The 24169-nt window shown below is 67.6% G+C and carries 31 protein-coding genes and 3 tRNA genes; 22 read left to right on the top strand and 12 right to left on the bottom strand.

Translation table 11 applies throughout. The features are described from left to right. The first annotated feature begins 51 nt into the window (after positions 1 to 51). The 3 genes from ABFX45_RS13055 to ABFX45_RS13045 are packed head-to-tail and all read left to right on the top strand — an operon-like array spanning position 52 to position 2911. Positions 52 to 540, top strand: a complete 489-nt coding sequence (locus ABFX45_RS13055; protein WP_170154681.1) for an RNA polymerase sigma factor — start codon at positions 52 to 54, stop codon at positions 538 to 540. Continuing rightward, positions 537 to 908, top strand: a complete 372-nt coding sequence (locus tag ABFX45_RS13050; RefSeq protein ID WP_109629131.1) for a hypothetical protein — start codon at positions 537 to 539, stop codon at positions 906 to 908. The genes ABFX45_RS13055 and ABFX45_RS13050 overlap by 4 nt, the downstream gene beginning before the upstream one ends. Continuing rightward, positions 905 to 2911, top strand: a complete 2007-nt coding sequence (locus ABFX45_RS13045) for a CHAT domain-containing protein (protein WP_346129933.1) — start codon at positions 905 to 907, stop codon at positions 2909 to 2911. The genes ABFX45_RS13050 and ABFX45_RS13045 overlap by 4 nt, the downstream gene beginning before the upstream one ends. Here ABFX45_RS13045 and ABFX45_RS13040 read toward each other — a convergent pair. Further along, positions 2908 to 3594, bottom strand: coding sequence for a S8/S53 family peptidase (locus ABFX45_RS13040; protein WP_146231341.1), 687 nt, complete (start codon positions 3592 to 3594; stop codon positions 2908 to 2910). The two genes, ABFX45_RS13045 and ABFX45_RS13040, sit on opposite strands and share 4 nt — an antisense overlap. A gap of 404 nt (positions 3595 to 3998) precedes the next feature. On the opposite strand from ABFX45_RS13040, the gene ABFX45_RS13035 reads away from it, so the two are divergent. Then, the gene (locus ABFX45_RS13035; RefSeq protein ID WP_346129930.1) at positions 3999 to 4895 is read left to right on the top strand and encodes a hypothetical protein; all 897 of its coding nucleotides are present in this window, start codon (positions 3999 to 4001) and stop codon (positions 4893 to 4895) included. 296 nt (positions 4896 to 5191) lie between these two features. On the opposite strand, the gene yczR is transcribed toward ABFX45_RS13035, so the two are convergent. Next, positions 5192 to 6628: a MocR-like transcription factor YczR gene (gene yczR, locus ABFX45_RS13030; protein WP_346129928.1), complete on the bottom strand. Its 1437-nt coding sequence runs from the start codon at positions 6626 to 6628 to the stop codon at positions 5192 to 5194. Between the two features lie 61 nt (positions 6629 to 6689). Here yczR and yczE point away from each other — a divergent pair, with 61 nt between their 5' ends. Continuing rightward, a complete protein-coding gene (gene yczE / locus ABFX45_RS13025) occupies positions 6690 to 7328 on the top strand; it encodes a membrane protein YczE (RefSeq protein ID WP_215732287.1) in 639 nt (212 codons plus the stop codon). Here yczE and ABFX45_RS13020 read toward each other — a convergent pair. Continuing rightward, on the bottom strand, positions 7294 to 7821 hold the full coding sequence (locus ABFX45_RS13020) for a Clp protease N-terminal domain-containing protein (protein WP_233442038.1): 528 nt from the start codon (positions 7819 to 7821) through the stop codon (positions 7294 to 7296). The two genes, yczE and ABFX45_RS13020, sit on opposite strands and share 35 nt — an antisense overlap. Further along, entirely contained in the window at positions 7818 to 8027 is a 210-nt protein-coding gene (locus tag ABFX45_RS13015) for a helix-turn-helix domain-containing protein (RefSeq protein WP_030473166.1), read from the bottom strand. The genes ABFX45_RS13020 and ABFX45_RS13015 overlap by 4 nt, the downstream gene beginning before the upstream one ends. Positions 8028 to 8088: 61 nt before the next feature. On the opposite strand from ABFX45_RS13015, the gene ABFX45_RS13010 reads away from it, so the two are divergent. After that, entirely contained in the window at positions 8089 to 8793 is a 705-nt protein-coding gene (locus ABFX45_RS13010; protein WP_325051007.1) for a protein phosphatase 2C domain-containing protein, read from the top strand. A 521-nt stretch (positions 8794 to 9314) separates the two neighbouring features. Here the strand turns inward: ABFX45_RS13010 and ABFX45_RS13005 are convergent. The 3 genes from ABFX45_RS13005 to ABFX45_RS12995 all read right to left on the bottom strand — a co-directional run bounded on the left by ABFX45_RS13005 (position 9315) and on the right by ABFX45_RS12995 (position 11727). Next, on the bottom strand, positions 9315 to 10007 hold the full coding sequence (locus ABFX45_RS13005) for a hypothetical protein (RefSeq protein ID WP_346129925.1): 693 nt from the start codon (positions 10005 to 10007) through the stop codon (positions 9315 to 9317). 16 nt (positions 10008 to 10023) lie between these two features. Then, on the bottom strand, positions 10024 to 11250 hold the full coding sequence (locus ABFX45_RS13000; RefSeq protein ID WP_346129923.1) for an NsdA family TPR-like regulatory protein: 1227 nt from the start codon (positions 11248 to 11250) through the stop codon (positions 10024 to 10026). A gap of 135 nt (positions 11251 to 11385) precedes the next feature. Then, the gene (locus ABFX45_RS12995; protein WP_346129921.1) at positions 11386 to 11727 is read right to left on the bottom strand and encodes an XRE family transcriptional regulator; all 342 of its coding nucleotides are present in this window, start codon (positions 11725 to 11727) and stop codon (positions 11386 to 11388) included. A gap of 162 nt (positions 11728 to 11889) precedes the next feature. Here ABFX45_RS12995 and ABFX45_RS12990 point away from each other — a divergent pair, with 162 nt between their 5' ends. The 15 genes from ABFX45_RS12990 (at position 11890) to ABFX45_RS12920 (ending at position 22237) form a co-directional block, all read left to right on the top strand. Next, positions 11890 to 12120 (top strand): hypothetical protein, encoded by a 231-nt coding sequence (locus ABFX45_RS12990; RefSeq protein ID WP_346129919.1) that lies wholly within the window; start codon positions 11890 to 11892, stop codon positions 12118 to 12120. Further along, positions 12120 to 12350 (top strand): hypothetical protein, encoded by a 231-nt coding sequence (locus tag ABFX45_RS12985; RefSeq protein WP_346129917.1) that lies wholly within the window; start codon positions 12120 to 12122, stop codon positions 12348 to 12350. The genes ABFX45_RS12990 and ABFX45_RS12985 overlap by 1 nt, the downstream gene beginning before the upstream one ends. Then, positions 12350 to 12769, top strand: a complete 420-nt coding sequence (locus ABFX45_RS12980) for an RRQRL motif-containing zinc-binding protein (protein ID WP_346129915.1) — start codon at positions 12350 to 12352, stop codon at positions 12767 to 12769. Before ABFX45_RS12985 ends, ABFX45_RS12980 begins: the two co-directional genes overlap by 1 nt. Positions 12770 to 12861: 92 nt before the next feature. Then, positions 12862 to 13116, top strand: coding sequence for a hypothetical protein (locus ABFX45_RS12975; RefSeq protein WP_346129913.1), 255 nt, complete (start codon positions 12862 to 12864; stop codon positions 13114 to 13116). Next, complete coding sequence (locus ABFX45_RS12970; RefSeq protein ID WP_346129911.1) at positions 13113 to 13397, top strand: hypothetical protein; 285 nt, start codon at positions 13113 to 13115, stop codon at positions 13395 to 13397. Before ABFX45_RS12975 ends, ABFX45_RS12970 begins: the two co-directional genes overlap by 4 nt. After that, entirely contained in the window at positions 13394 to 13669 is a 276-nt protein-coding gene (locus ABFX45_RS12965; protein WP_346129909.1) for a hypothetical protein, read from the top strand. The genes ABFX45_RS12970 and ABFX45_RS12965 overlap by 4 nt, the downstream gene beginning before the upstream one ends. Next, positions 13666 to 14559, top strand: coding sequence for a hypothetical protein (locus ABFX45_RS12960; RefSeq protein WP_346129907.1), 894 nt, complete (start codon positions 13666 to 13668; stop codon positions 14557 to 14559). The genes ABFX45_RS12965 and ABFX45_RS12960 overlap by 4 nt, the downstream gene beginning before the upstream one ends. Beyond that, on the top strand, positions 14559 to 16799 hold the full coding sequence (locus ABFX45_RS12955) for an FtsK/SpoIIIE domain-containing protein (RefSeq protein WP_346129905.1): 2241 nt from the start codon (positions 14559 to 14561) through the stop codon (positions 16797 to 16799). The genes ABFX45_RS12960 and ABFX45_RS12955 overlap by 1 nt, the downstream gene beginning before the upstream one ends. Before the next feature lie 139 nt (positions 16800 to 16938). Further along, positions 16939 to 17250, top strand: a complete 312-nt coding sequence (locus ABFX45_RS12950) for a hypothetical protein (protein ID WP_346129903.1) — start codon at positions 16939 to 16941, stop codon at positions 17248 to 17250. A 22-nt stretch (positions 17251 to 17272) separates the two neighbouring features. Then, positions 17273 to 18157 carry a bifunctional DNA primase/polymerase gene (locus ABFX45_RS12945; RefSeq protein ID WP_346129901.1) on the top strand — a complete coding sequence of 295 codons (885 nt, stop codon included), beginning with the start codon at positions 17273 to 17275 and terminating at the stop codon, positions 18155 to 18157. Then, positions 18154 to 19104: a DNA cytosine methyltransferase gene (locus ABFX45_RS12940; RefSeq protein WP_346129900.1), complete on the top strand. Its 951-nt coding sequence runs from the start codon at positions 18154 to 18156 to the stop codon at positions 19102 to 19104. The genes ABFX45_RS12945 and ABFX45_RS12940 overlap by 4 nt, the downstream gene beginning before the upstream one ends. After that, a complete protein-coding gene (locus ABFX45_RS12935; protein ID WP_346129898.1) occupies positions 19101 to 19472 on the top strand; it encodes a DUF2493 domain-containing protein in 372 nt (123 codons plus the stop codon). Before ABFX45_RS12940 ends, ABFX45_RS12935 begins: the two co-directional genes overlap by 4 nt. Next, positions 19469 to 20434: an AAA family ATPase gene (locus ABFX45_RS12930; RefSeq protein WP_346129896.1), complete on the top strand. Its 966-nt coding sequence runs from the start codon at positions 19469 to 19471 to the stop codon at positions 20432 to 20434. Before ABFX45_RS12935 ends, ABFX45_RS12930 begins: the two co-directional genes overlap by 4 nt. A 145-nt stretch (positions 20435 to 20579) precedes the next feature. Beyond that, positions 20580 to 20888 (top strand): helix-turn-helix domain-containing protein, encoded by a 309-nt coding sequence (locus ABFX45_RS12925; RefSeq protein ID WP_346129894.1) that lies wholly within the window; start codon positions 20580 to 20582, stop codon positions 20886 to 20888. Positions 20889 to 20908: 20 nt separating this feature from the next. Beyond that, complete coding sequence (locus tag ABFX45_RS12920) at positions 20909 to 22237, top strand: tyrosine-type recombinase/integrase (RefSeq protein ID WP_346129892.1); 1329 nt, start codon at positions 20909 to 20911, stop codon at positions 22235 to 22237. A 68-nt stretch (positions 22238 to 22305) separates the two neighbouring features. Here ABFX45_RS12920 and ABFX45_RS12915 read toward each other — a convergent pair. The 5 genes from ABFX45_RS12915 to ABFX45_RS12895 all read right to left on the bottom strand — a co-directional run bounded on the left by ABFX45_RS12915 (position 22306) and on the right by ABFX45_RS12895 (position 23712). Next, positions 22306 to 22379, bottom strand: a tRNA-Phe gene (locus tag ABFX45_RS12915). 18 nt (positions 22380 to 22397) lie between these two features. Next, a tRNA-Asp gene (locus ABFX45_RS12910) sits at positions 22398 to 22471 on the bottom strand. A gap of 28 nt (positions 22472 to 22499) precedes the next feature. Beyond that, positions 22500 to 22572 (bottom strand) — tRNA-Glu (locus ABFX45_RS12905). A gap of 130 nt (positions 22573 to 22702) precedes the next feature. Continuing rightward, positions 22703 to 23341 (bottom strand): ScbR family autoregulator-binding transcription factor, encoded by a 639-nt coding sequence (locus tag ABFX45_RS12900; protein WP_346129890.1) that lies wholly within the window; start codon positions 23339 to 23341, stop codon positions 22703 to 22705. 125 nt (positions 23342 to 23466) lie between these two features. Further along, positions 23467 to 23712: a hypothetical protein gene (locus ABFX45_RS12895; RefSeq protein WP_109629149.1), complete on the bottom strand. Its 246-nt coding sequence runs from the start codon at positions 23710 to 23712 to the stop codon at positions 23467 to 23469. 154 nt (positions 23713 to 23866) lie between these two features. Here ABFX45_RS12895 and ABFX45_RS12890 point away from each other — a divergent pair, with 154 nt between their 5' ends. Continuing rightward, positions 23867 to 24127 (top strand): hypothetical protein, encoded by a 261-nt coding sequence (locus tag ABFX45_RS12890; protein ID WP_109629151.1) that lies wholly within the window; start codon positions 23867 to 23869, stop codon positions 24125 to 24127. The last annotated feature ends 42 nt before the right edge of the window (positions 24128 to 24169 follow it).

Below are 24169 nucleotides of genomic sequence, written 5' to 3'. Positions count from 1 at the left end.
CCAAATGGCATGGACTCGAACACTGAGGTTCTCGCGGGATGGCGTTCCGGTGTGTGCGGCTGGGACGCCTTGGTCGAACGCTATTCGCGCCTGGTCTGGTCGGTGCCCAGATCGTTCCGCCTGAGCCACGCCGACGCTGCCGACGTCTACCAGTGCACCTGGCTCTGCCTGGCGGAACACCTGACACGCATCCGCCAACCCGAGGCGCTCGGGGTGTGGCTGGTCCGTACCGCCACCCACCAGTCGATCGCGGTGCTCCGTACCCGCGGGCGTGAGGTTTCGCTCGACCGGTGGGAGCCGGAGTCTTCGCTGCCGACGCCGGACGAGGTCGCTGTCGCCAACGATCGCCAGCGGCGGTTGTGGACGGCGTTGATGACCTTGAACGAGCGGTGCCAGCGGTTGCTGTGGATCGTTGCCCACAGCCCTGAGCTGAGTTGTGCACAGGTTGCCGAAGCCCTGGGGATGAAGGTGTCGAGCGTGGGGCGGACCCGCGCCCGGTGCCTGACGGCGCTGCGCCGGAAGCTGGAGGCGCTGCGATGAGGGATCCGCTGCTCGACGAGATCGCCGACCTGTTCAGCGCGGACGTGCCGCCGCCCGCCCTGACGCCGCGCCCGACCGGTCTGGCACCGATGAAGGCCGTGGACGAGCCGGTCAGGGGCCCTTCCCGCCAGCTCGTGTTCCACGTCGGGGCCGGTCGGATGTACCTGCAGCTCGACGCTGCTCAGGCCGGGCTCCGGCTGACCGGTGTGCTGGACGACAAGGGCGTCTCCGTCGAGGTCCGGTCGCCCGACTCCGCTCAGGCGCTCCGCCCCGACGCCGAGGGCTGGTTCCGCGCCGACGTCGCGCCTGGCCCGTTGTGCGTGACCGTCCCCGAGCTGGGGCTGACGACGGGGTGGTTCGTCGCATGAGCGCGAGCGCCGATCCACGGGCCACCATCGACAGCACCGAGGTGCGCGGCACCAAGGCCCAGCGTGCCGATGCCCTGCACGACCTCAGCATCGCCCACGTCGAGCTCGGGCGCCTCGACGTCGCCGCCCGGTTCGCCCGGCGCGGGTGGCGGCTCACCGGTGAGGCCCGGTTTCACCTGACGCTCGCGTGGATCGACCTGGACCGGGGGCGCCGGAAGCAGAGCCTGCAGCATCTCGACCTCGCGACGCCGCACCTGCGGGGCCGGGAGCTGGCGAGGGCGCGATGCCTGCGTGGGCTCCACCTCTGCCACTCGGCCGAACCGCGGCTGGCGATCGCGGAGCTGACCGCGGTCATCAGGGAGTTGCGGCGGTACGGCGATCAGCGGTGGCTCGCCAACGCGCTCGTCGGCCGCGGGATTGCCCGGTGCAACGCCACTCAGCTGGCCAAAGCGGATGCCGACTTCACGTCCGCGCAAACGTTGCTGCACGCCATCGGCGAACCTGGACGTGCGGCGATGTGCCTGCACAACCGGGGGTTCGTGGCGATGCTCGCCGGTGATCTGCCGCTGGCTCTGCGGCGGTACGAGGACGCGGCGAAGGCCGGCCTCGACTCGACGAGCCGGCCGGAGGCCCTGGTCGACCGGGCTGAGGCCCTGCTCGCCGCCGGGCTCACGGCGGAGGCGCGGCGAGTGCTGGCTCCGGCGTTGGAGCTGCTGCGGAGGTGCAACCGGCACGTGCCGGAACTGGCGGTGCTGAGTGCGCGCTGCGCGCTGCGCGACGGGGATCCGGCGCCCGCCTTGCGAGTGGGCGGCTCGGACGTCGAGTTCATGCTCGCCGCTGGAAAGCTGGATGCTGTTGCCGCGCACCGGTTTCGCGGACCGGCGCAGACGCGGGCGCTCGGCTGGCTCGCGCAGGCACGCCGGTCGGACCGGCGTGGCGCGCTGGCGGCTTGCCGGGCCGGGCTCAAGGTTCTCGACGAGCACCTCGGCGACTGGCCACGTCGCGAGCTGACCGGGCACGCACTGGGGCTCGCCAGGACAGCGCGCGAGGTGTTGCACTGGTCGGAGCAGCATCGCGCATCGGTTCCCTTGCCTCCCAAGGAACCTGAGCTCGCGCAGGCACTCGCGCGACTGAGGCGGGCCAGGGCGTTCGGGCTGCCGTTGGACGCGCTGGAGCGGGACGTGCGCAGGCTGACGCTGGCCACTCCGCCGCGATCTCAGCGCGCCGGGTCGGCACTTCCCGATCTTCCGCTGGTCAGCTTCACCTTCCACAACGGACGAATGCTCGCCGTCACGGTCATCGACGGCCGCGCTCGCAGGAGGGAGGTCAGGGATGCCGCCTGCCTGGTGCAGTCGGCCCGGCTTGCTGTTGCCGCGGGCAAGGAACTTCCGGGACGAGAGCAGCTCGTTCCGGCCGCAGATGAAGTGGTCGTGATACCCGACGGAGTGCTGCACTCCATGCCGTGGGCGGCTTTCGGAGGCCGGGTGCACGTCATCCCGTCGCTCAGGCATTGGCGCACACCGGGCAGGGGGAGAGGGCGGGTGTGGATCACGGGACCAAGGCTTCTTCGCGATGAAGTGCCCGCCCTGCAACAAGAACACGGTGGCCGCCGCGTCAGACCGGTCGCCGACGACGTGCTGATCGCGATGGAAGGCGCCCACATCGTGCACATCGCCGCGCACGGCGAGGTGAACGTGGACAACCCGTTGTTCTCCTACCTGGAACTGGCAGACGGTCCGCTCTACGGCTACGACATCGCCCGCATCGAGAACCCACCGGAGATCGTGGTCCTGTCGGCCTGCGAGTCAGGACTGGCCCGCGCGTTCCTCGACGCCGGAACCAGAGCCGTGATCGCCAGCGTGTTGCCCGTGCCGGATGCGCAGGTGAGCGAGGCCATGGCCGAGGTTCACCGCCTCCTCGACCACCCTGCCGAGGCCGCGGCGGCCGTCGCACACCTCGGTTTCAGCTGCTACGGCAACGGCACACCCGCATGCGCCGGCTAAGGCACCGGGACCAAAGTGGCTGCGTGCAGGGCCGCGGCGAACGAGGTACCGGTGCACAGCGCCTGTCTTGAGCCCACCGTGGCAGGCACGTCCACACCATCGACCACGACGTTCACCCACGAGCCGCGACCCGAGAAGGAAGCCGAGGCACCCACCGCGATCACCGCGGGCAGGGCGGCCGGCCACCAGGGGCGTGAGGAGGCACCGTTGCCCGCCGACGCCACCACGTTGCGACCGGCGGCGGCCAGGACCGGTGGGCATTCGTCGTTGAACGAGTAGGCGCCGGACGCGACCAGCACGACGGGCAGCGAACGGGTGGCGCGCAATGCGGCGGCGAGGGTCAGGTCGTCGCCGAAGCCCGAGGCGGTCAGCACGGGGAACGGGCGCACCAGGGCGCCGTGGTGGCGCAGGACGCCGGCCACCAGCGCGCCGTGCGGGGCGTCCAGCGGGGTGTCGAGCAACGCGACGGTGCCCTCGCCGAGGAGGTCGGGGATGTGGCCGCCCACCACCGGGCGGGAGGTGCCGATCATGATCGGGCAGGCGAGGTGCACGTGGTTCGGGGTGGCGCCGACCTCGCGGGCGATGTCAACGACACGGAGGCGATCTGGAGCTTTCGTGTACATCCGGATGGCTCCGGTGGCGATCTCCTCGTGGGAGTAGACGCCTCGCAAGCGTTTGCGCACAGTGGGTGCGTCTGCCGGGAGGACGATCAGTTCCCCCGAACGGACCAAGCACTCGTTTGGGCCCTCCGGGTCGTGGGCATGCACCGGACCCAGGGCCGCGGAGGCGTGATCGACCAGCTCAGAAAGGCTGTTGACCTGCTTTGGCGCGTCCACATCGGACACCATCCCCCGGCGCGACACGGTCCACAGGGGAGCGAGGCGCAATGTCACTCGATCCGATGACGACACAGACGGTGTTCATGCCTGATCAGGGCAACCCGGACAGCCGCACGCGAACGCCCTTCCGAGTGTTTTGTGCCGAGTTGGTTCGCAAACTCACTCACCAGTGCTAGACATAGCTCAACGTCGACCTCCGACGGCGCTGTGCGTTGGCGGTGACCTGAACGGTGGACGGTGGTGATCCTGTGGCTGGTGGTGGAGCTGGTGCACTGCTGCTGCGGGCCGCTGCGCTCGGCGGGCTGACCGCCGCCGCCTGGTTGCTGGGCGGGACCGACGCGTCCGCCAGCCCGGAGGAACCGCCGGCCGCCGAGATCACGATCGAGGCCCCCCGCCCGCTCGAAGCCTCCCGCCCGCTCGAAGCCTCCCGCCTGCTCGAAGCCTCCCGCCTGCTCGAAGCCTCCCGCCTGCTCGAAGACCCCCGCCTGCTCGAAGACCCCCGCCTGCTCGAAGACCCGGCGGGCTGGGCGAAGGCGCTCACGAACACCGTGCTCGAACGGCACCAGCCGGCCAGGGTCATGCCCCCGCCCGCGGTGACGAAGCCGCAGGAACCGGAAGAAGAGCCCGAGGACGAAGGTCCGGTGCTCGACTTCACCGGTGGCTCGCAGACCAACACGCGTTCCGGCACGGTGACGAACCAGGCGCCGCCCGAGGTGATGCAGGCGAAGGCTCAGGCCCGCGCCGCCGCCAAGGCCGCGAGGGCCGCAGCGCAAGCACCGCCGCCGCCTCCCCCGCCTCCCCCTCCTCCCGCGCCGCCCGTCGTTCCGGTCAAGAAGGTCGTGCCGCAACTGCACGATTTGCCCGTACCGGCCCCCGTCAAGACCGAGCCGGCGCCGACGAGCGACTACAACTGGACCGCACCCGGACCTGACATGCCGCTGCCCGCACCGCAGCAGGCTCCCGTGGTCGCGACGGCCTCAGCGTCGTCCGGTCACTCCGACAACTCAGGCGGCACGCGCGGCGTGCTCGCCGTCCTGACGTCGCACAACTCGCTGTTCCCGCCCTCCACGTGGTCGGTGGGGGAACGCCGCGACGGTCGTTCGCCGGGCAGTCTTCCCGGTCTGCCGAGCACGTCACCCGACTGAGTCAGACGGGACAGCTCTGCCCTCTGCGCGATTTGTGACCCTCTAGTTCCGTCGCGCGCATAACTCCTCCTCGCATTTCCCGTTGTACGCAAGGAACCCAGTCTTCCTGACCTGCCAACCGCGCCCTGGCAGGTCGGGTCTGGTCCGAGTGCCGCGCTGCCCCCGCAGCCTCGGACCGCACGGGAAACCTGCGGACGGGGGACGTCAATCCCTGGGACGTTCCCCGGCCGCAGGCCATCCGGTGGCAAGTTCGTCGGCCCGGTCTCCACCGCTGTGGGAGACCGGGCCGACGTGTCTCACGCGACCGGCACCGAGACGTCGGCATCCGCCGGAAACCCTGTTCCTGCAACGGATGCAGCCACCACACCCAAACGGCCGATCGCTTCGCGCAGCACTTCGGACGACTGCGTGTACGGCACTCGGAGCATCTGCTCACACCCTCCGTGCACCGCGAACCGAGGGCCCGGCACGAGCCGGAGGCCGTGGTTCTGCGCCACGACGGCGATTCGTGTGCTCACCGGCCCGTCGAGCGCGCACCACACGCCGAGCCCGCCGGAAGGCACCGAGAAGCTCCACTGTGGACAGTGCGCGCGCAGAGCCTCGACGGCCACGTCCCGCTGCTCCAGAGCTTCCGCACGTCGTTGCCGCAGAACGGCTTCCGGATTCTCCAGCAACGACGCGAGCACCAGCTGCTCGAACACCGGCGTGCCCAGGTCGATCGCCGCCCGCGTCGACAGGAGCCGGTGCACGATGTCGAGAGACGCCCTGATCCACCCGATCCGCAGACCGCCCCAGTGCGACTTGCTCGCGGAGCCCAGCGTCACCACGGAATCCCCGCCGAACGCGGCCATCGGCAACGGCGGCGCGGGAACGTCCAGCCCGAGCTCCACCAACGTCTCGTCGACGACCACGGGCGTGCGGGCCTTGCGCAGCACCGTGGAAAGCGTTTCCCGTTGCGATGAAGTCATCAGCAACCCGGTCGGGTTCTGGAAGTCCGGGATCAGATAGGCCAAACGGGGGCCCGCCTGACGCAACGCGGCCTCGTACCCGTCCACGTCCCAGCCATCGCCCAGCATCGGCACCGGCACGGGAATTCCGAACGACGCCCGCACGGCCTCCAACGCGTTGGGATAGCTCGGCTGCTCCACGAGGACACGGTCACCGGGGCCGACGAACAGCCGCAGCACCAACGCCCACGCGTGCTGCGCCCCCGAGGTCACCACGATCTGGTCAGGTGACGTCGGCAGCCCGCGCGCCGCGTACCGATCCGCGATCCGCTGCCGCAGCAACAACAACCCGCGCTCGTCGTACCCGTGCGACGCCAGGTGCTCCGGCATTTGGGTGAGAGCGACCTCCATCGCCGCCCGCACCGACGGCAACGCGGGCGGCGCGGCCCGGGACAGGTCGATCAACGTGTCGTCGAACCCGGTGATGCCACCACCGGTACCGACCGGTCCGTTGATCCACGACCCGGCCCCGCGCCGCGACTCCACCACCCCCTCGGTACGCAGCTGGTCGAGGGCCGCGGTGATCGTCGTCCGGCTCACCGGCAGCGAGTCGGTGAGCTCGCGCTCGGACGGCAGCCGGGTGCCGACGGGCAGCCGGCCGTCCATGACCAGCAGTTTCAGAGCAGCCGCGAGATCAGCCGAGCTCTGCCGCGCACCACCCCGGCGCCACGACCCGAGCAGCCGGGCCAGCCGAGGTCCCGATATACGTCCACCTGGTGGGAGCATGAAGCCAATTATCCTGAATTGGCTATGGATTGCCAGGCCAATCACAACCCAGTATGGCCACATGGCCACATTGACCGCACTCCACCAGGTCCCCGTGAGGATCGCTCCCATCCGTCGTCTCTCCCAGCTCTTCGCGGGTCTGTGGCTCTACGGCGCGAGCATGGGCATGCACATCCGCTCGACGCTCGGCCTCGATCCCTGGGACGTGCTCCACGAGGGCCTGGCCAGACGCACCGGCCTGAGCTTCGGCCTGATCACCGCGATCACCGGCGTGCTGGTGCTGCTCGTGTGGATCCCGCTGAAGCAGAAGCCCGGCGTCGGCACCATCGCCAACGTGGTGGTGATCGCGATCAGCGTCGACGTGACGCTCGCGATCATCCCCGCACCGCAGGAACTTCTGCCCAGAATCGTGCTGCTCGTGCTGGGCATCGTGCTGAACGCGGTCGCGTTCGCCGCGTACGTCGGGTCACGCCTCGGACCGGGCCCGCGCGACGGCATGGTCACCGGGTTCTGCCGCCGCACGGGTGTTTCCCTGCGCCTCACCCGCACCGTCGTCGAACTCCTCGTGCTCGGCACCGGCTGGCTCCTCGGCGGCACGGTCGGCATCGGCACGATCCTCTACGCCGTGAGCATCGGCCCGCTCGCGCAGCTGTTCCTGCCAGCACTCACCTGGCGCGAGCGCTCGCAGCCCGCTTCCTGATCTCGCCGTAGGTGACCCCGCGTTCGTTGAGCACCTCGGCCACGATTCCCTTGCTCTGCAACAAAGCCAGCACGATGTGCTCGTTGCCGAGGTAGCTGTGGCCGAGGTCGCGGGCTTCACGCAACGAGTTCTCCAGCGTCTTCTTGAACGCCGGCTCCAACGGCAGGCCGAACCACCGCCGGCGCGGTCCCGGCCGCAGCACGCCGGACCCGAGCGACTGCTCCACCGAGTCGATCACCTGGTCGACGTCGATGCCCAAGCCCCGCAACGCCTCCGCGTCGGCCTTGGTCAGCCCGCCCTTGCGCCGGTAGTCGCGGAACGCCGCCTCCAGCTCCTCGCGCGGCAGGTCGAACCCGGCCAGCACCGGCGCGTCGAGCAACGCCAGCAGCAGGTACTCCACGCCGACCTCACCCGCGTGGACCCGTTCCGCGTCCCGCACCGCAGCCTTCACGGCCTCGCGGGCCTCCTTGGTGAACCGTTCCGCGATCATCATCGTCCCCCGTGCTTCTTGTGCACCGCCTGGCGAGACACTCCGAGCTCCGCCGCGATGTCCTGCCACGACCAGCCCTGAGCCCGCGCACTGCGGACCTGGGCGGCCTCCAGATGTTCCAAAAGTCGCCGCAGCGCGCTGACGGCCCGCAACCCGACCTTCGGGTCGCGGTCTCCAGCCGCCGTGGCGAGATCCGTCGCTTCAGTCATGTTGTCAACGTACGTTGACAACATGAGGATGTCAACGCAAGTTGACACGTACGGTGAGATCGTGAAGATCGAGACCGCTGAGCAGGGGGCTCCCGGGCGAGTCACCGAGGATCGGATCCGCGTGCTGCCGAACGCCGTCGTGGTGCTCGACGGCGTCACCTCACGAACCAGGCCACCGAATCGCAACGGCGGCTGGTACGCCACACAGCTCGCAGACGAGCTCGCCCGGTTGATCAACGACACGGATCCGCTCGCGGACCTGCTCGCCCTGGCCATCGCAAACCTCGTGCGGCAGCACGACCTCGTGCCGGGCGACTCCCCGTCCTCGACCGCCGCGATCGTGCGGTGGACCGAGGACACGATCGACGCACTCGTCCTCTGCGACACCCCGGTGGTCGCGTTCGGACACTCGACGCACGTGCTCGAAGACACCCGGCTCGAAGATCTGCGACCGGACCCGGACATCCTCAGGTGGAAGAACAGGCCGGGCGGCTACTGGGTCGCCGAGGCCGAACCCGTTGCGGCACACCAGGCCCTGACCGCGAGCTGGCCACGGGCGGAGATCGGCAAAGTGATCGTGGCCACGGACGGCGTCTCATGTGGAGTGTCCGAGTACGAGCTCTTCACGTGGGAGGAGCTCGCACAAATGCCGTTGGGCGAAGCGCTCGACCTAATCCGTGAAGCCGAACGCGGTGATTCGGAACGCAAGCGTTGGCCGCGCTTCAAAACGCATGACGACCAGGCCATCACCCGGCTCACCACATGACGAAAAAAGCCCCGCAGCGTTCTGCGGGGCTTCTTTCGAAGAGGGATGGCCAGGGGCGGGGTCGAACCGCCGACCTACCGCTTTTCAGTTCTCAGGGTGTGCGTTCCGGGCCGTTCGTACAGTTCACGCCGCCAGGTCAGAGCCTGTTTCCATCCGCCCTGAACTGAACGGAACGGAGTGGAACTGAGACCCAAACTGAGCCCTCGTTCCGCGCGCCTCACCTGTACAAACAGCTGTAACGGTAGGGGGTGAGAGTGTTCCAGGGTCTCATTACCCCACCGACCAAAGGAACGCGGCTCTACAGCCAACTCAGGCCGCGCTGTGTGGCTTTCTGCGACGTGACCGGCGCCGACACGAGTAGCCGGACCCCCTACCGTTCCAGCGTCTTTCCCCTCAAGGTGAGACAGCCGGGACAGGTTCCCTCACGACTGTCTCACCGAAACCCGCAGGTCACGCGGCGTGGCCGGACAGGCGGGACAGGTGAGACAGGACCTAGCCGGTTGTTACGATTCCCACCGTAACTAAGAGTCTGTCAAGCGCCGGATCTTAAGCTGACTTCCATCTTCAGCGGCTCGCGAAACTCGTGTAACAGCCACTGTACCTTCAGGCGGACTGTAAACCTGACACGAGTAAATCACGCCTCGATCGTCGACATACTCGATATCAACAGTTCCGGCAGTAAGATCAGAACTTACGCGACGCGCTTTAAGCAAGTGCGGCGACACTGAGTACCGATTGTAAATAAACTGTTCGACTACGCGCGAAGCCTCTTCTTCAGAGATGGGATTGCCAAAGCCTTGGTGACGAACCCTCTCAGCTATGCGCCCAGCGAAGGCTTTCAGCAGGTCATATGCCGCATTACCCACAACCCCAGCAGCTGCGGCCCCGCCTCCCGCAACACCGATAAAGAGCAGCGCATCAATAACCGCCCCTGAAGCGCCCCAATCAGAACTACCCCGAGTTATCTTCGTGTAGTACGGGACATGAGAGCCGGAACAACCACGACCCTCGGCAGGGATATCTCTCACAAACTCATGTATCTGCCTTTCGAGCCAGACAGAATCAAGTCGCACCGCCCCAAGGCTCGTCACCTGCCACTCTGTTTCACTTTCTAGGTCCAGTTGCGAATCAGCAGGAACAACCACAAGAGAAACTCTATCCGCGTACTCGACAACGTCGAAGTCCTCGTGCGGATCAGTCCCATTGGACGCCATGACACCTTACCTTTAGCTACTCAGACAGCCGACGCAGCCGTTCAACGTACTCTTGCGCAGCCGCCTCACCCGCAAAATCCGTGGACAGGATCGCTCCGAGATCTTGCGAGACCATGCGAAGAGACGGCAGAGACTTTCGCTCTCCAGTGATCGCAAGGTTTCCTTGCGCAATCGCACCTTCCAAGTCGCCGTTGCGTGCGGCCACCACACCCAAGGTGATCCGCGCCTCCGCAATACGCATCGGTGCGCGTTCGGTACCGTCAAAGTCAGTGCTCGCGCGAATAACCTCGTTGGCAAGTGTCTCCGCCATGCGCTGCTCACCCAGCTTCCGGTAGCAGTCCATGACATAGAAGTCATATTTGGACGGATCAACCACGAAATGATTATCGAGGTTTTCCGGATACGGAAGCGACTCAAGCAATTGCCGCCCGCGTTCGAGCGCTAGTTCCGTCTGTCGCCGGTCACCAATCCTCGCCCACGCTTTCGCCTCTTGTGCAGCGAGTTGCACAGCGACGCTATGGTTACTCGCCACCAATGTGCCTGCCTCACCGGCTGCGATGACCCCCTTAAGGTCACCGGTGGTCAGACCAAACCAGGCGCGCATTTCGTATGCCCAACCCATGACATCGGCGTTCCCCGCCTCAGTACCGAGGTTCAACGCAGCACGCCGCGTTGCTTCTGCCGCTCGCCGGTCTCCCATGTCGTACTCGACGCAACCGACCAGCAGCGCAAGCATCCCGGCAAGGGTGAGCACTTCTCGGTGCTGACTCAGCGTCAGCCGGCCGCCTTGCAACTCTGCAACGCGCCGCAGCCAGGTTCGGCCCTCTTGAACGAGCTGTTCAGACGGCATGTAGGCGTATTCGGAGCAGAGCCGATCAACAGTGATGCGCAGCGCGTCCAGGGTGGCCGTGTCGACGTCGGACCGTTGGAGCCGGCTCAAGATGTCCAGCGTGTCCATCCCCGTCACAGCAAGGATTTCAGCTCCGCCATCACGCCGACCTGGCTTCGGGAAGAACGCGTGCGTGACCGTGCCGAACGTCTTGGCGATCAACGGCTTGTAGAAGTCATCGGGAGCGTTGTCGCCGGCCTCCCACGCCTTCCAACGCCGGAGCAAGCTCGAATCGCTCGGTAGTTCCTCCTGCGCGTGAGCGCGAAGCGCGCGGACCGCCTCGCTCTGCGACCAGCCACGCGCATCCCGTTCGGCACGGATACGCCGGGCCCAGTCAGGTCGCTCCGTCGTCATGCGCCGCTCCCCTCACCAGGTAGGTCCAGTCTGACACTCGGTGGTGACACGGGTGGTGATGCGCCGGTGACACCAGGGCGACACCTGTTCGCCGACGATTCCAGGCCCGATGGTTTAGGCATGAACGCGAACGGATCACCCGCCAGCCGGTACGCCGGACCGCACCTCTTCGACCAACCTGCGCAGCTCTGCAACCTCGTCTCGCAGCTGCGCCACCTCGTCCCGCAGCGCGGCCGTGGGATCCACCGGAACTGGCTGGCCAGCGGCTACCGACTCAAGGTGGCCGGGCGGCCAGTGAAGCGCGGCGGACACCGCAGCCAGCAGCGCGGCGCCGCGCTCCGCTGGCTCCCCCTTCTGCAATCTCCGCACCGTGGCAACGCCCACGCGCGCTGCGTCGGCTAGCCCCCTCTGCGAGATCTTCAACTCCTCCATTCGGGTGTTGATGGCATCGGCGACGGCTTGCCAGTCCTTCGGCACCTGACCTCCTAGTAGGCCTCTCACCTGCGGAAATCCTACCGCGATCTGGCCCTACATCCAGTTTCCCCAACGCTCGCGGGTTGCCCCGCGTTCCCAACACCCTCTTGCGTGAGCACTCGTTTGAGCGTTCACTTGAGCGCATCCGATCCGAAGGGAGTCCCGATGGGACCGCACGACGAAGCGCCGAACTACCCCGACGGCCTGGACGAGGCCGCGATTGAGGCGTTGATCAACGAGGTCGCCGGCGAGTTGGGAGTGGCACCGGAGCTGCTGGGTGGTGAGCCTGCGGTCAAGCGCCGTAGGCGTCGGACCACGCGCCGCACGCTGGTCGGCACCGTGCGCGTTCTGCGCGTTCACGCCGTCTCCGTTCCGGCCAGGACGGAGGCAGCCTGATGAGTACCTACTTCGCCGCGTTGTCGGCCGCGATGGCACACCAGATGACGCAACCGTCGCCGTCAGCGCCCGCTGCCGATCGGTGTGAGTGGTGGTTCGACCACTCCGAATTGCTGATCGACGTTGCGGACGCGAGCGACGCTCAAGCCGTCGAATCACGTCGTGCACGCGAGTTGGCATGTGAGGCCATCGCGGAGGCATGCCGCATCGCCCGTGAGGCGGTGGCGTGATGGCTGGCAAGACGTTCCCGTGGGTGCTCACGCCCGTGCCGTGGGCGGACGGTCCGCAGTGGACACGTGGATTGCACGACGGTTTGCCGCTGCTGTCATACGGCTGTGCGCCGCGCGACAAGCTGGCCACGTTCCGACAGTTGCGGGCAATGGGCTTGCGCCCCAACGGAAATGACCCGGTTGCCGTGCTGTACGTGCGGCACAACTCGTCCAAGAAGGTCTCGTTCGCGTCCCTGTACCTGATCGAGACGGCCGCTCCGGTCCGGCCGATGACCCCGGCCAAGTGGACCGCGCTGGCGAAAGCCAACCTCGCGCGCCGCATCTGTGTCGACTGCGGTCGTGACCGCCTCTACGTCGTGCCGACCAGCACTCGGCAGTGCTGGACGTGCTTGGAGGCCGAGTCAGCGGAGGCCGCGTGATGACCGCGCCCCGAACCGGTGGCCGTCCGGCCAGACACCCCACCGGTCCGGGTTCACCCACCCAACGATCAACAGACCGAAAGGCCACACCAGTGTCCACCACCCCTGACCGTGACGACACGGCCGCCCGGCCGTCGTTGCCGGAAGTGCTTGCCGATTGGGCGGAGCGGACGCCATCCGCCGGCGCGCCCGTCCCGGAGCTGATCGCGTGGTTCGACCTCAAGGTCGACCTCCTCCAGCCGATCATCCACGACCCGAACCACCCCGACCGCGACCAGGCGCGCGCGTTCGCGCGCACCGCGAAGCAGAACGCCAACGCCTTGCGAGACAAGGAGAACCAGCGATGACCACGAACGCCTCAACGATTCGCCGTGCCGCCGTGGCCACGCTGGCCGCCGTGCTGCTCGCGGGCTGCGAACCGCTTCCGGAGGACGGCACTGAACCGGGACCGGTAGTGGAGTTCTCCGCGAGCTGCGACGAGAACGACGTCGCTTTCAACGTGGAGCCCAACACCCCGGAGGCCATCGAGGCCGCGCAGGAGTGGTGCACGAAGTCTGGAGAGGCGATCAGGAACGCGCCGTGGCCGTCCGGCCTCCGTCCCGTGCCGCTCGGGGAGGTGCAGCGATGACCGCCGTTCCCACCCCCGTCCTGCTGATCGGCCTGGCGCTCGCCGTGCTCGCCGTGCTCGCACTGTGGAAGCTGCTGCTCACCGCCGGAGCGATCATCGGCCTTGAGTGGGTGCTAATCACCAGCACCGAGGACACGACCACTCAGTTCGTCGCCCTGGCGGTCCCGGCGCTGCTCGCCGCCTACGCCGTCTCGAAGGTGCTGCCTGTCAACGGCCACCGCACCGCGCCGGCCACTACCGGTTCGGCCGGGCGCAAGGAGGTCCACCAGTGAGCACCCCGACCGTGAGCAAGGCGGACCGACTGGTCCGCGACGCGTCCGAGGCCGCGCAGCTGCGCGCCTACCAGACCCACCCCGACGTCGTGGCGCTGCGTGTGGAGCGCATCCGCACCCAGGTGGACCGGCTGACCTGGACCGGCATCATCCTCGGGTTGGCGTTCACGATGACCAACGTCCAGCACTTCGCCGCCCGCGACGCCGCGCCGTGGTCGCTGCCCTGGACCGCCGCGTGGCTGCTGGACCCGATGGTTTCGCTGGTCCTGATCGCCATCCTCCGCGCGGAGCAGATCACCGCCCGCTACCAGGTCCACACCGGCGTGTGGGTGCGCCGCGCGAAGTGGACCACCCTCACCGCCACCTACCTCATGAACACCTGGACAGCCTGGGGCGCACTGGACGCCGCGCTCATTCTGCTCCACTCCGTTCCACCGGTCGTGGTGTTCGTCGCCGCCGAGGCCGTGACCGACCTGCGCGACAAGCTCACCGAGGCCGTGGAGCGCGCGTTCATCCGCGCATCGTCCGTCGTGCCAGCGACGCCCATCAACGAGGCGCCAGCGGTGAACACGCCGGCGAACACCGAGGCAGCACCTGCCATCGCAAACGAGGAAGCCACCGCTCTGCACGCGGTGACCGCCGCCGAGGCGGCACCGCGCCGCCCGGCGCGCAAGGCCCCGGCTCGCCGGCGCAAGCCGCAGGCGCGCAAGTTGGCCGCTGACTTCCTCGCCGAGGCGCGTGCCGCATGGACACCGGACGTGACAGTAACGCCAGCGTGGGTCCGTGAGGTCACCAACTGCTCGCGTGGCCTGTCCTCGAAGGTCGCCGCCGAACTCAAGGCCGAACTCGACACCACCCCGCACGTCGCGCCCGAAAGCGAGGCCGCCTGATGTCCGAGACCACGACCACCACCCTTGTCGGCACGCCGGACGGCGACGGACCCGAGGACCCGTTCATGAACACCACCCCCACCGACGGGGACACCGTTCACGAAACCACGCCCGCACCGGCGCCCACGAACGTCGTCCCGCTGCGCCGCCTGCCCGTTCACGAACCCGCCGGTGAAGTACTCGAAGGCGAAATCGTGATGGTGGACCAGCCGGACACCGGCCGCAGTCTCCCGGTCTGGGAAGGGTTGCGCGGCGCGAAGCGCCGTCCGCTGATCGCCCCCTGGCTGCGTTCGTGGGACGAGTTCAACGCCACCGCCGCGTGGACCTGCAAGCACTACGCGCACACCGCCGCGTTCCACACACTGCGGATGCCGCTCTACGGCTGGCGGCTGCTCGCGCAGGCACCGCGTGGTCTGGCACGGTTCATCAGCAGCGCGTGGGCTTGGCTCACCGACTCGGAAGGGCGTCCGCTGCGTGCAGCCGCCGTCCGGGACGAGGACGCCACCGGGTACCTGCGTCTCGTGAACGAGCGCAACGCCCGCATCCGCGTCCGCTGGGGGCTGCTCGGGTCCGCCCTGCTCGGTGTGCTCATCGGCTGGTTCCTGCTCCCCGACCCAGTGCCGTCGTGGGCACGCTGGGCGCTGTGGGCACTCGTGGCCGTCGGTACGGCCGCGCTCGGTGTCACCGGTCGACGTGCGGACAAGCCGTTCATGTCGCAGGCCGTGGTGTCCACGCAGGTCAGCAAGCTCACCAGCGACATCGTGGTCAGGGCACTGTCCTCGCTGGGCATCGCCGCCATGAACCCCACGCGCGGCACCGCGATCACCTTCCCTGCCCCCATCGTTCGCGATGGCCCCGGCTGGCGGTCCGATGTGGATCTCCCTTACGGCGTCACGGTCACGGACATCATCGAACGTCGTGACCGGCTCGCCTCGGGTCTGCGTCGCCCGCTGGGCTGTGTGTGGCCCGAACCCGCGAACGAGGAACACGCTGGTCGACTTGTGCTGTGGGTCGGCGACCAGCCGATGAGCAAGGCCAAGCAGCCAGCATGGCCGCTGCTCAAGGGCGGTGAGGCGGACGTGTTCAAGCCGCTGCCGTTCGGCAACGACCAGCGCGGCCGTCAGGTGTCCATCCTGCTGATGTTCGCGAACATCCTCATCGGCGCGATGCCTCGCTACGGCAAGACGTTCGCACTGCGCGTGCTGCTCCTGGCCCTCGCGCTGGACCCGCGCGTGGAGATGCGCGTGTTCGAGCTCAAGGGCACCGGTGACCTGTCGCCGTTGGAGAAGGTCGCGCACCACTACGCCTCGGGTGCCGATGACGCCACGATCACCGCGTGCGTGGAGTCGCTGCGCGAGGTCTACAAGGAACTGGAGCGTCGCGCCAAGACGATTTCCAAGCTGCCCAAGGACATCTGCCCGGAGAACAAGGTCACGCCGCAGCTCGCGGGCAACCGCAAGCTCGGTCTGCACCCGATGGCGTTCTCCATTGACGAGTGTCAGGAGTTGTTCTCCCACCCCACGTTGGGCAAGGAGGCCGGCGAGCTGGCCACGGCCATCATCAAGCGCGGCCCGGCCATGGGCATCATCCTCATCCTGGCCACGCAGCGCCCGGACAAGGACAGCCTGCCCACCGGCGTGTCCGCGAACGTTGGCATCCGGTTCTGCCTGCGGGTGATGGGACAGGTGGAGAACGACATGGTGTTGGGCACGTCCGCCTACCGCAACGGTGTCCGCGCGACGATGTTTACCCAGTCTGACAAGGGGATCGGCTACCTCGTGGGCGCGGCGGACGATCCGCAGATCGTTCGTTCGTCCTACCTGGACGGACCAGCCTCGGACCGTGTGGCCGACCGTGCCCGTGCGCTGCGCGAGGCTGCGGGAACCATCACCGGTCACGCCGCTGGTGAGGAGGCCACGCCGTCCGGCGGCGGCCAGGCGGACACGCTGCTCGCCGACATCGCGGGCGTCATCGGTGCCGACGAACCCAAGATCTGGTCCGAGACCGTGGTGGACAGGCTGGTGGAGCTGCGGCCGGCCGTCTACGGCCAGTGGGCAGAGCTGGACGGCACCGGCAAGGCCACTGCACTGTCCGCCGCGCTCAAGCCCTACGGCATCAGCACCGGACAGGTCTGGGGCACTGCCCCCGGCGCCACCAAGGGAGCAAACCGGCGCGGCATCGAACGTGCCCACATCACCGAAATGCTTGCGGAGCGTAACCGTGATCGGTCGGTGAGCTAGCCGCCGATCGGCGCTAGGTCTAGCACCCCACCCCGCTAGACCTAGCGCCCCCGCTAGCGACTCACATACCCGCTGATCAGCGCCCTAGTACCTAGCGGCGTTGGCCTCGCACACCCTGAAATCGCCTCGGAGGGCACTCGTGACCCCCATCGTCACTCCCGCTCGCGTCATCGTCGGACTTCTCACGATCGTCACATTCAGTGACGTCTGGCCGCAGGCCTCGCCGCTCGCCGGTGGGCTGCTCGCGCTGGTCGCGGGCGGCTACGTCCTCGGCTGCGCCGCGTTCCCCTACCGGAAGTGCCGCGCCTGCAGGGGCATGGGGCGGCACACGTCCGGCGTGTTCGGCGGCATTCGGCTCTGCAAGCGCTGCGACGGCAACGGTCTTCAGCTGCGCGCAGGCCGTCACGTGTGGAACGCGATCAACCGCCACCGCTCACGCCGCTCCCGCTGACCACCATCCACAGGAGACACCCATGTCGAACCTCATGCTCGCCGCCGCGCTGGACGTCGCCGGACACGGCTGGCCTGTCTTCCCCCTCGTCATCGGCGGCAAGGCTCCAGCAGTGAAGAACTGGGAGCAGCGCGCCACCACCGACCCTGAACGCATCCGCCGGGGCTGGACCGCAGGCCCGTACAACATCGGCCTCGCCACTGGCCCCGCCGGTCTGGTCGTGATCGACCTGGACGTCGTGAAGCCCGGCGAGCAGGCGCCGGACGGACAGGACCTCGCGGGCATCCGGCACGGGCTCGAAGTGCTGGCGCTGCTCGCCGAGGACGCAGGCCAACCGCTGCCCACCGAGACCTTCACCGTGGCGACGCCGTCCGGCGGCTTGCACCTGTACTTCACCGCACCGGCCGATGTCGAGTACCGCAACACCGCTGGCCGCCTCGGTTGGCACATCGACACCCGCGCTCACGGCGGCTACGTGGTCGCGCCTGGCTCGATCGTCAACGGCAAACCGTACGAGGTCACCGAGGCCGCGCCCGTGGTCGAACTGTTCGCGTGGATCGCAGACCGGTTGCGGCCAGCTCCGCCACCAGCGCCAGCCGCACCGATCCGGCTGCCGAGCGGGGATCGACGGAGCAAGTACCTAGACGCCGCGATCGCTGCGGAGGTCGCTCGCGTCGAAGGTGCCACCGCCGGTGCGCGCAACGAAGCGCTGTACCTCGCCGCGGTTGCCCTCGGCCAGCTCGCCGCCGGCGGCTGCCTCACTGAGGACGAGGTCCGGGGGACGCTGACCCGCGCTGCGGCTGGCTATATCGCCGTTGATCCTGGCCGCCGTCAGTACAAGGTGGACGCCACCATCACGTCCGGCCTCAAGGCAGGCGCGAAGCGGCCTCGGCAGGTGGCCGCGTGAACGCGCGCATCGGTGGCCTGTTCGAGGGCTACGGCGGACTCACGATGGCGGTCCAGTCCGCGATAGGAGGCGAGCTGGCCTGGTACAGCGAGATCGACCCTGGGGCCTGCCGGGTTCTCGCTCACCATCACGCCGACGTGCCGAACCTCGGGAGCGTCAGTGAGATCGACTGGTCCGCCGTGCGTCCGGTGGACGTGTTGGCTGCTGGCTTCCCCTGCCAGGACATCAGCCACGCCGGTCGGCGTGCCGGAATCACGGGAGCACGTAGTGGACTCTGGTCGCACGTCGTTGACGCCCTTCGCGTACTTCGACCTCGACTCGTCGTGTTGGAGAACGTCTCAGCCCTCCTTGTTCGAGGACTTGACCGAGTCGCCGCCGACCTGGCCGAGGTCAGGTATGACCTGCGGTGGACGTGCATACGCGCTTCGGATGTCGGTGCGCCCCACCGCAGGGAGCGATGGTTTGGCGTTGCTGAAGACGCCAACTGCTCAGCTCGCGGTGAACGGTGGCTCGCAGCACCCGGACAAGCGGAAAGCGGGTGGGCACGGTCCGACCTTGGCGGACGAGGTCGAGCATCTGTTGCCAACCCCAACGGCGAGGGACGGCAAGGGACCGAACCAGCGTGGCGACACGACCTGTCTCCACGGGGCGCTAGTGCAGGAACGGCCTGGGGACCGTTCGAGGCAGCCATCCGGCGGTGGGAGCAGGTTCTTGGACAGCCGGCTCCTGAACCCACCGAGTCCGGCCGCACCAGCAATCGAGTCCTGAGCCCACGCTTCGTTGAGTGGCTGATGGGCCTTCCGCCCGGCTGGATCACCGACGTACCTGGCCTCTCCCGGAGCCAGCAGTTGCGGTTGCTCGGCAACGGAGTCGTTCCACAGCAGGGCGCAGCCGCCATCACGACTCTTCACGCGCCGGATGCCCACGTTGGTGGGTGGGCCGCGTGAGCCACCGCATCCTCATCACCGGTAGTCGACGCTGGACCGACGTCAACCGCGTTCGGCGGATGCTCGCCGTGGTCCGCGCGCTCTACCCGACTGCCGTGCTCGTACACGGCAACTGCCGTGGTGCTGACCGCATTGCTGCTGGCATCTGGCGGTCGTGGGGCCTGCCCACCGAGGCACACCCCGCTGACTGGGACCGCCACAAGAGGGCCGCCGGTCCGATCCGCAACAGGCACATGGTCCGCCTCGGTGCCGTCCTGTGTGTGGCGTTCCTGCGGCCGGACTCGCGCGGCTCCGTCCACTGCGCACAGCTCGCCGAACGCGCCGGCATCCGCACCATCCGCATCCACCAAGGAGGTAGCGCGTCATGACTGAGCCGCAGCAACAGCCGGCGGCGGTCGAGGTCGACCCGTTCGGCGAGGTCTGGACCGCTGACCGCCTCATGGCCGCAGAGTTCCCAGACCCGAAGTGGGCCGTACCCGGTGTCCTCTGCGAGGGCGTGACGCTGCTCGCCGGTCCGCCCAAGGTCGGAAAGTCGTGGATGTCGCTGGGCCTCGGGTTGTCGATCGCGTCCGGGCGTCCGGCGTTCGGCTCGATCGAGGTCGCCGCCGGTCCGGTGCTCTACCTCGCGTTGGAAGACACGCCGCGTCGACTCAAGACCCGCATGGGAAAGATGCTCGGCCTCGGTGCCGCGCCACCCGCGCTCACGCTCGCTACGAGCTGCCCGCCGCTTCCGCAGGGCGGGGACACGGCTATCGCCCGGTGGCTGGACCGCAACCGCAAAGCGCGGCTAGTGGTGATCGACGTGTTCGCCAAGGTCCGGGGCAGCGAACCGGGCAACGTCCAGCAGTACGACGCGGACTACCTCGCCGTTGGCCGCGCGAAGCGCATCGCCGATCACTACGGCATCGCGGTCGTGTTGGTGCACCACGTCCGCAAGGCCGTGCATGAGGACTTCCTGGCCACCGTTTCCGGCACCAACGGCATCGCCGGTGCGGCGGACGCCGTGCTTGTGCTCGAACGCGCGCGCAACAACGCGGACGGCGTCCTTCACGTGACCGGCCGCGACGTCGAAGAGGCAGACCACGCGCTCGCGTTCGATCCGAGCTGCGGCGCCTGGTCGATCCTCGACGGCCCCGCGATCGACCACACCATCGGCGACACGCGAGCCACCATCCTGCGCTACCTGCGAGACCACGCAGGCACGCAGCCGCGCGACATCGCCGCCGCAACTGGCATCGACGCGGGTCTCGTCCGCCGCACCTGCGCCCGCATGAACGAGGCCGGCCAGCTCACCAAGGACGCCACCGGCCGCTACTTCGCGCCGCTATGACCCCAGGTGGGACAGCGGCCACCTCATCGGAGCTGTCCCACCTGTCCCACCTGTCCGCACACACCACCTGACCAGTGCAAACAAGGCGGGACAGCCTCATGAATTCCTGTCCCACCTGTCCGGCACCAACGGGGAGGAACTAGTCATGGCTTGGGAGAGGCAGCCCCTGCGCGCCGCTGAAATCCACGCGCTTCTTGGCCGACTCGCCGAACTGATCGCGGAGCGGCCAGACGAGGAACCTCCGCAGGTGCCGACGCGGCGTGCGATGCCCGAACCGAAGTTGCTCAAGGTCGAAGAGGCCGCCAAACGCCTCGGCATCAGCCGGACCCGCATGTACGCACTCATCGGAGACGGCGAAGTCGAGTCCGTCCAAATCGGACGGCTGCGCCGCGTCCACGTAGACCATGTCGACGCCTACGCCGCACGCCTTGTCCGTAGCCAGAACGCCGCTTGATTCAAACCCAGGAGATCCAAATGCCGCGCAAACCGCGCAAGGAAGGAACGCGCGCACCCAACGGCGCGTCCAGCATCTACTACAGCGAGGCTGACGGCTACTGGCACGGGCGCGTCACGATGGGCACGCTCGACAACGGCAAGCCGGATCGACGCCACGTCAAGCGGAAGTCAGAGAGTGCTGTCATTGACCGCGTTCGCGAACTCGAAAACGAGCGGGACAGCGGCAACGTTCGGAAGCCCGGCGAGCGTTGGCGAGTTGAAGCCTGGTTGGTTCACTGGTTGGAAAACATCGCCAAACCGTCCCTCAAGTACAAGGCTTACAAGGCCTACGAAACGGCCGTGTACTACCACCTGATTCCCGCGCTGGGTGGTCAGTGGATGGACAACGTAGAGCCCGATCATTTCGAGCGGCTGTACGCGCGGATCATCGCGAACGGCAGGAAACCCGCTACGGCTCACCAGGTCCACCGGACGGCCCGCCGTGCTTGGGGACAGGCCGAACGCCGTGGCGGCATCATCAAACGGAACGCTGCCGCACTGGCGACACCTCCCCGCGTGGAAGAGGAGGAGGTAGAGCCTTTCGAAGTAGACGAGGTGCAGCTACTCATCAAGACGTGCCTCAAGCGGCGCAACGGTGTGCGGTTCATCATCGCGCTTGTGCACGGCACCCGGCAGGGCGAAACGATCGGTCTCAAGTGGACGCGACTGGACCGCAAGGCGAAGGCTCTCCGGATCAGGAAGGGACTTCAGCGGCACACATGGAAGCACGGATGCGAGAGCCCCACCGAGTGCGGCGCGAAGTACCACAAGGTGTCGCCCTGCAAGGAAACCTGTAAGCGCCACAAGCGAAAGCCGTGTCCGCCGCCCTGCCCGTCCGACTGCAAGAGCCACGCCCGGTGGTGCCCACAGCGCCACGGCGGCGGCTTGGTGGAAGTCGATGTGAAGTCACGCGCTGGACGTCGTGGCCTCGCGCTGGTCGATCAGGTCTACAACATGCTGTTGGAACACGAGAAGGCGCAGCAAGCCGAACGCGAAGCGGCCGGCGACATGTGGCACGACGAAGGGTGGATGTTCGCGCAGCCGAACGGCAAGCCGATTGACCCGCGCGCAGACCTCGAAGAGTGGAAGGAAGCGTTGCAGGAGGCCGGAATCCGGGAAGCTCGCCTGCATGACGCGCGCCACACGGCAGCGACAGTGCTTCTCGTCCTCGGTGTACCGGAAAGGATCGTGATGGACCTCATGGGCTGGTCCAACTCTTCGATGGCCAAGCGGTACCAGCACATCACGGCAGGGCTGCGGAGGACTGTCGCGGACCAACTTGGCGGACTGCTCTGGGGCAACAACTGAGACCCCGTTTGAGACCCAGAAGGCCCCCGGCGAACCGGGGGCCTTCTGTTTTTCCTGCTAAGAAGGGATGGCCAGGGGCGGGGTCGAACCGCCGACCTACCGCTTTTCAGGCGGTCGCTCGTACCAACTGAGCTACCTGGCCATGAAACTTAAAGTGAAGCGACCCAGACGGGACTCGAACCCGCGACCTTCGCCGTGACAGGGCGACGCGCTAACCAACTGCGCCACTGGGCCTTGCTCTTGCAGATCTTACTGTACTACGTGCCCCCAACGGGATTCGAACCCGCGCGACCGCCTTGAAAGGGCGGGATCCTAGGCCGCTAGATGATGGGGACTAGCTGGTCTCTGGAAGCATCGTAAGCATATGGCATAGGTCCACGCACCTCCAAAACGGGGGTCCCACTTATGCCCTGACCTGCCCAAACCACCTCCGGTCCCGATGCGGTCAGATCGACAAATGCCTGTTCACGCCTCCGTGACCCCGTCAGCGGTGTTTTGTGATCCAGACAACTTCCACTCGGGAGCCGCGACGCACGGCAGCACGTAGCCCAGAACCTCGCGGATCCGAGCCGGGAAGTCCGCACACGCCGTCGTCGCCGACGAGATCAGCCGGGCACCGAGGGCGGCACCGCACAACGTCCGTGCCACCGCGTCAGGATCGACGCCGGGACGCAGATCCCCGCGCTCACCCGCCTCCACTACGTACGAAGCGATCAGCTTCTCCCACATGATGTGCGTGGAGGGCACGCCCGGATAGCCGATCTCGCGATCGGCGGCGAGCCGGACGCCCGCGCGCAGCACGACGTCGGCCGCCATCCGGTCGGCGGACTCGGCGAACATGCCGTGCAGAGCGCTCAGCGGGTCGACACCGCGTGCCCGCCACGTCTCCCTGACCTGCGTCCACAGCTCGCTCTGGCGGTCGATCAACGCACTGGCGACCGCTTCCTTGGAAGCGAAGTGGAAGTAGAAGGCGCCCTTGGTGAGCCCGGCGCGAGCGAGCACGGCGGTCAGCGACGTGCGCTCGTAGCCGAGCCGGTCGAACTCCTCCGCCGCGGCGTGGAGTATCGCCTCGCGGGTCGCATACGCCCGGTCCTGCTGGGGCATGGGTGAAGGTTAGCCGTTGCCGGTAAAGAGACCCGTGGGTATGTTTCGAGATGCGGCCCTGTTCTGCAGACGCGCTCCGGGGGGTGCGCGTCTGGAGTCAGGGCCGCAACCGCGTTCGCATCACGTCACCGCTGCACGGGAGGCGCACCGCCGTCCTCGCCCGGTGACAGGCCCAGCATGTCAAGCAGCATCCTGCAATCCTCGGTACCGAGGGCGCTCCGTGCGACGGCGAGCCTGGCCCGGTGGACCTGATCGTCGGAGATCCGCGAGGGTTCTCCGCTGCGCTGGGCCGGCACGTTCGGCCCACCCTGCCTCGACATGCCGTCGTCTTGTGTGAACAGGAACTTCCGTACTTCCAGCGACCCGCTCATGAGTGCCCTCCCCGACTTGAGGTTGGCGCGAGGCTAAGCGACCTGGGACAACGACCGCAGCCCCCCGCAGAGTGATTCAACCGCCACCGAGCGTTACTTTCCGTACAGGTGCGGTGCTTGTCGCGTGGGGATCTCGCCAAGGGAAGATGGACCGATGACTGATCCCACGCCGGAGCCTTCCCCCGATGCAGAGGGCCAAAACGCGGAACAGATACCGCCCGCGGTCGACCCGCAGGAGATCCTGAAGGCCATCAGCGGCATCAACCTGGACACCATCGACGCCGACATCGAGTCCGCGTTCGGCTCCAGGATGGCCGAGCTCGACAAGATGCTCGAAGGCCTCGACGACCTGGTCAACAAGATCGAACAGGACATCCAGAACCTGGACCAGCCGAAACCCGACGGTCCTCAGTAGACGCTTTACCCCAGGGGGGTATGATCGGTGTCCCGTAGAGAG

Source organism: Lentzea roselyniae, from assembly GCF_039537795.1.
Taxonomy (GTDB): Bacteria; Actinomycetota; Actinomycetes; order Mycobacteriales; family Pseudonocardiaceae; genus Lentzea; species Lentzea atacamensis.
The sequence above is the reverse complement of the archived record's forward strand: the minus strand, read 5'-3'. Positions and strand labels throughout refer to the sequence as shown.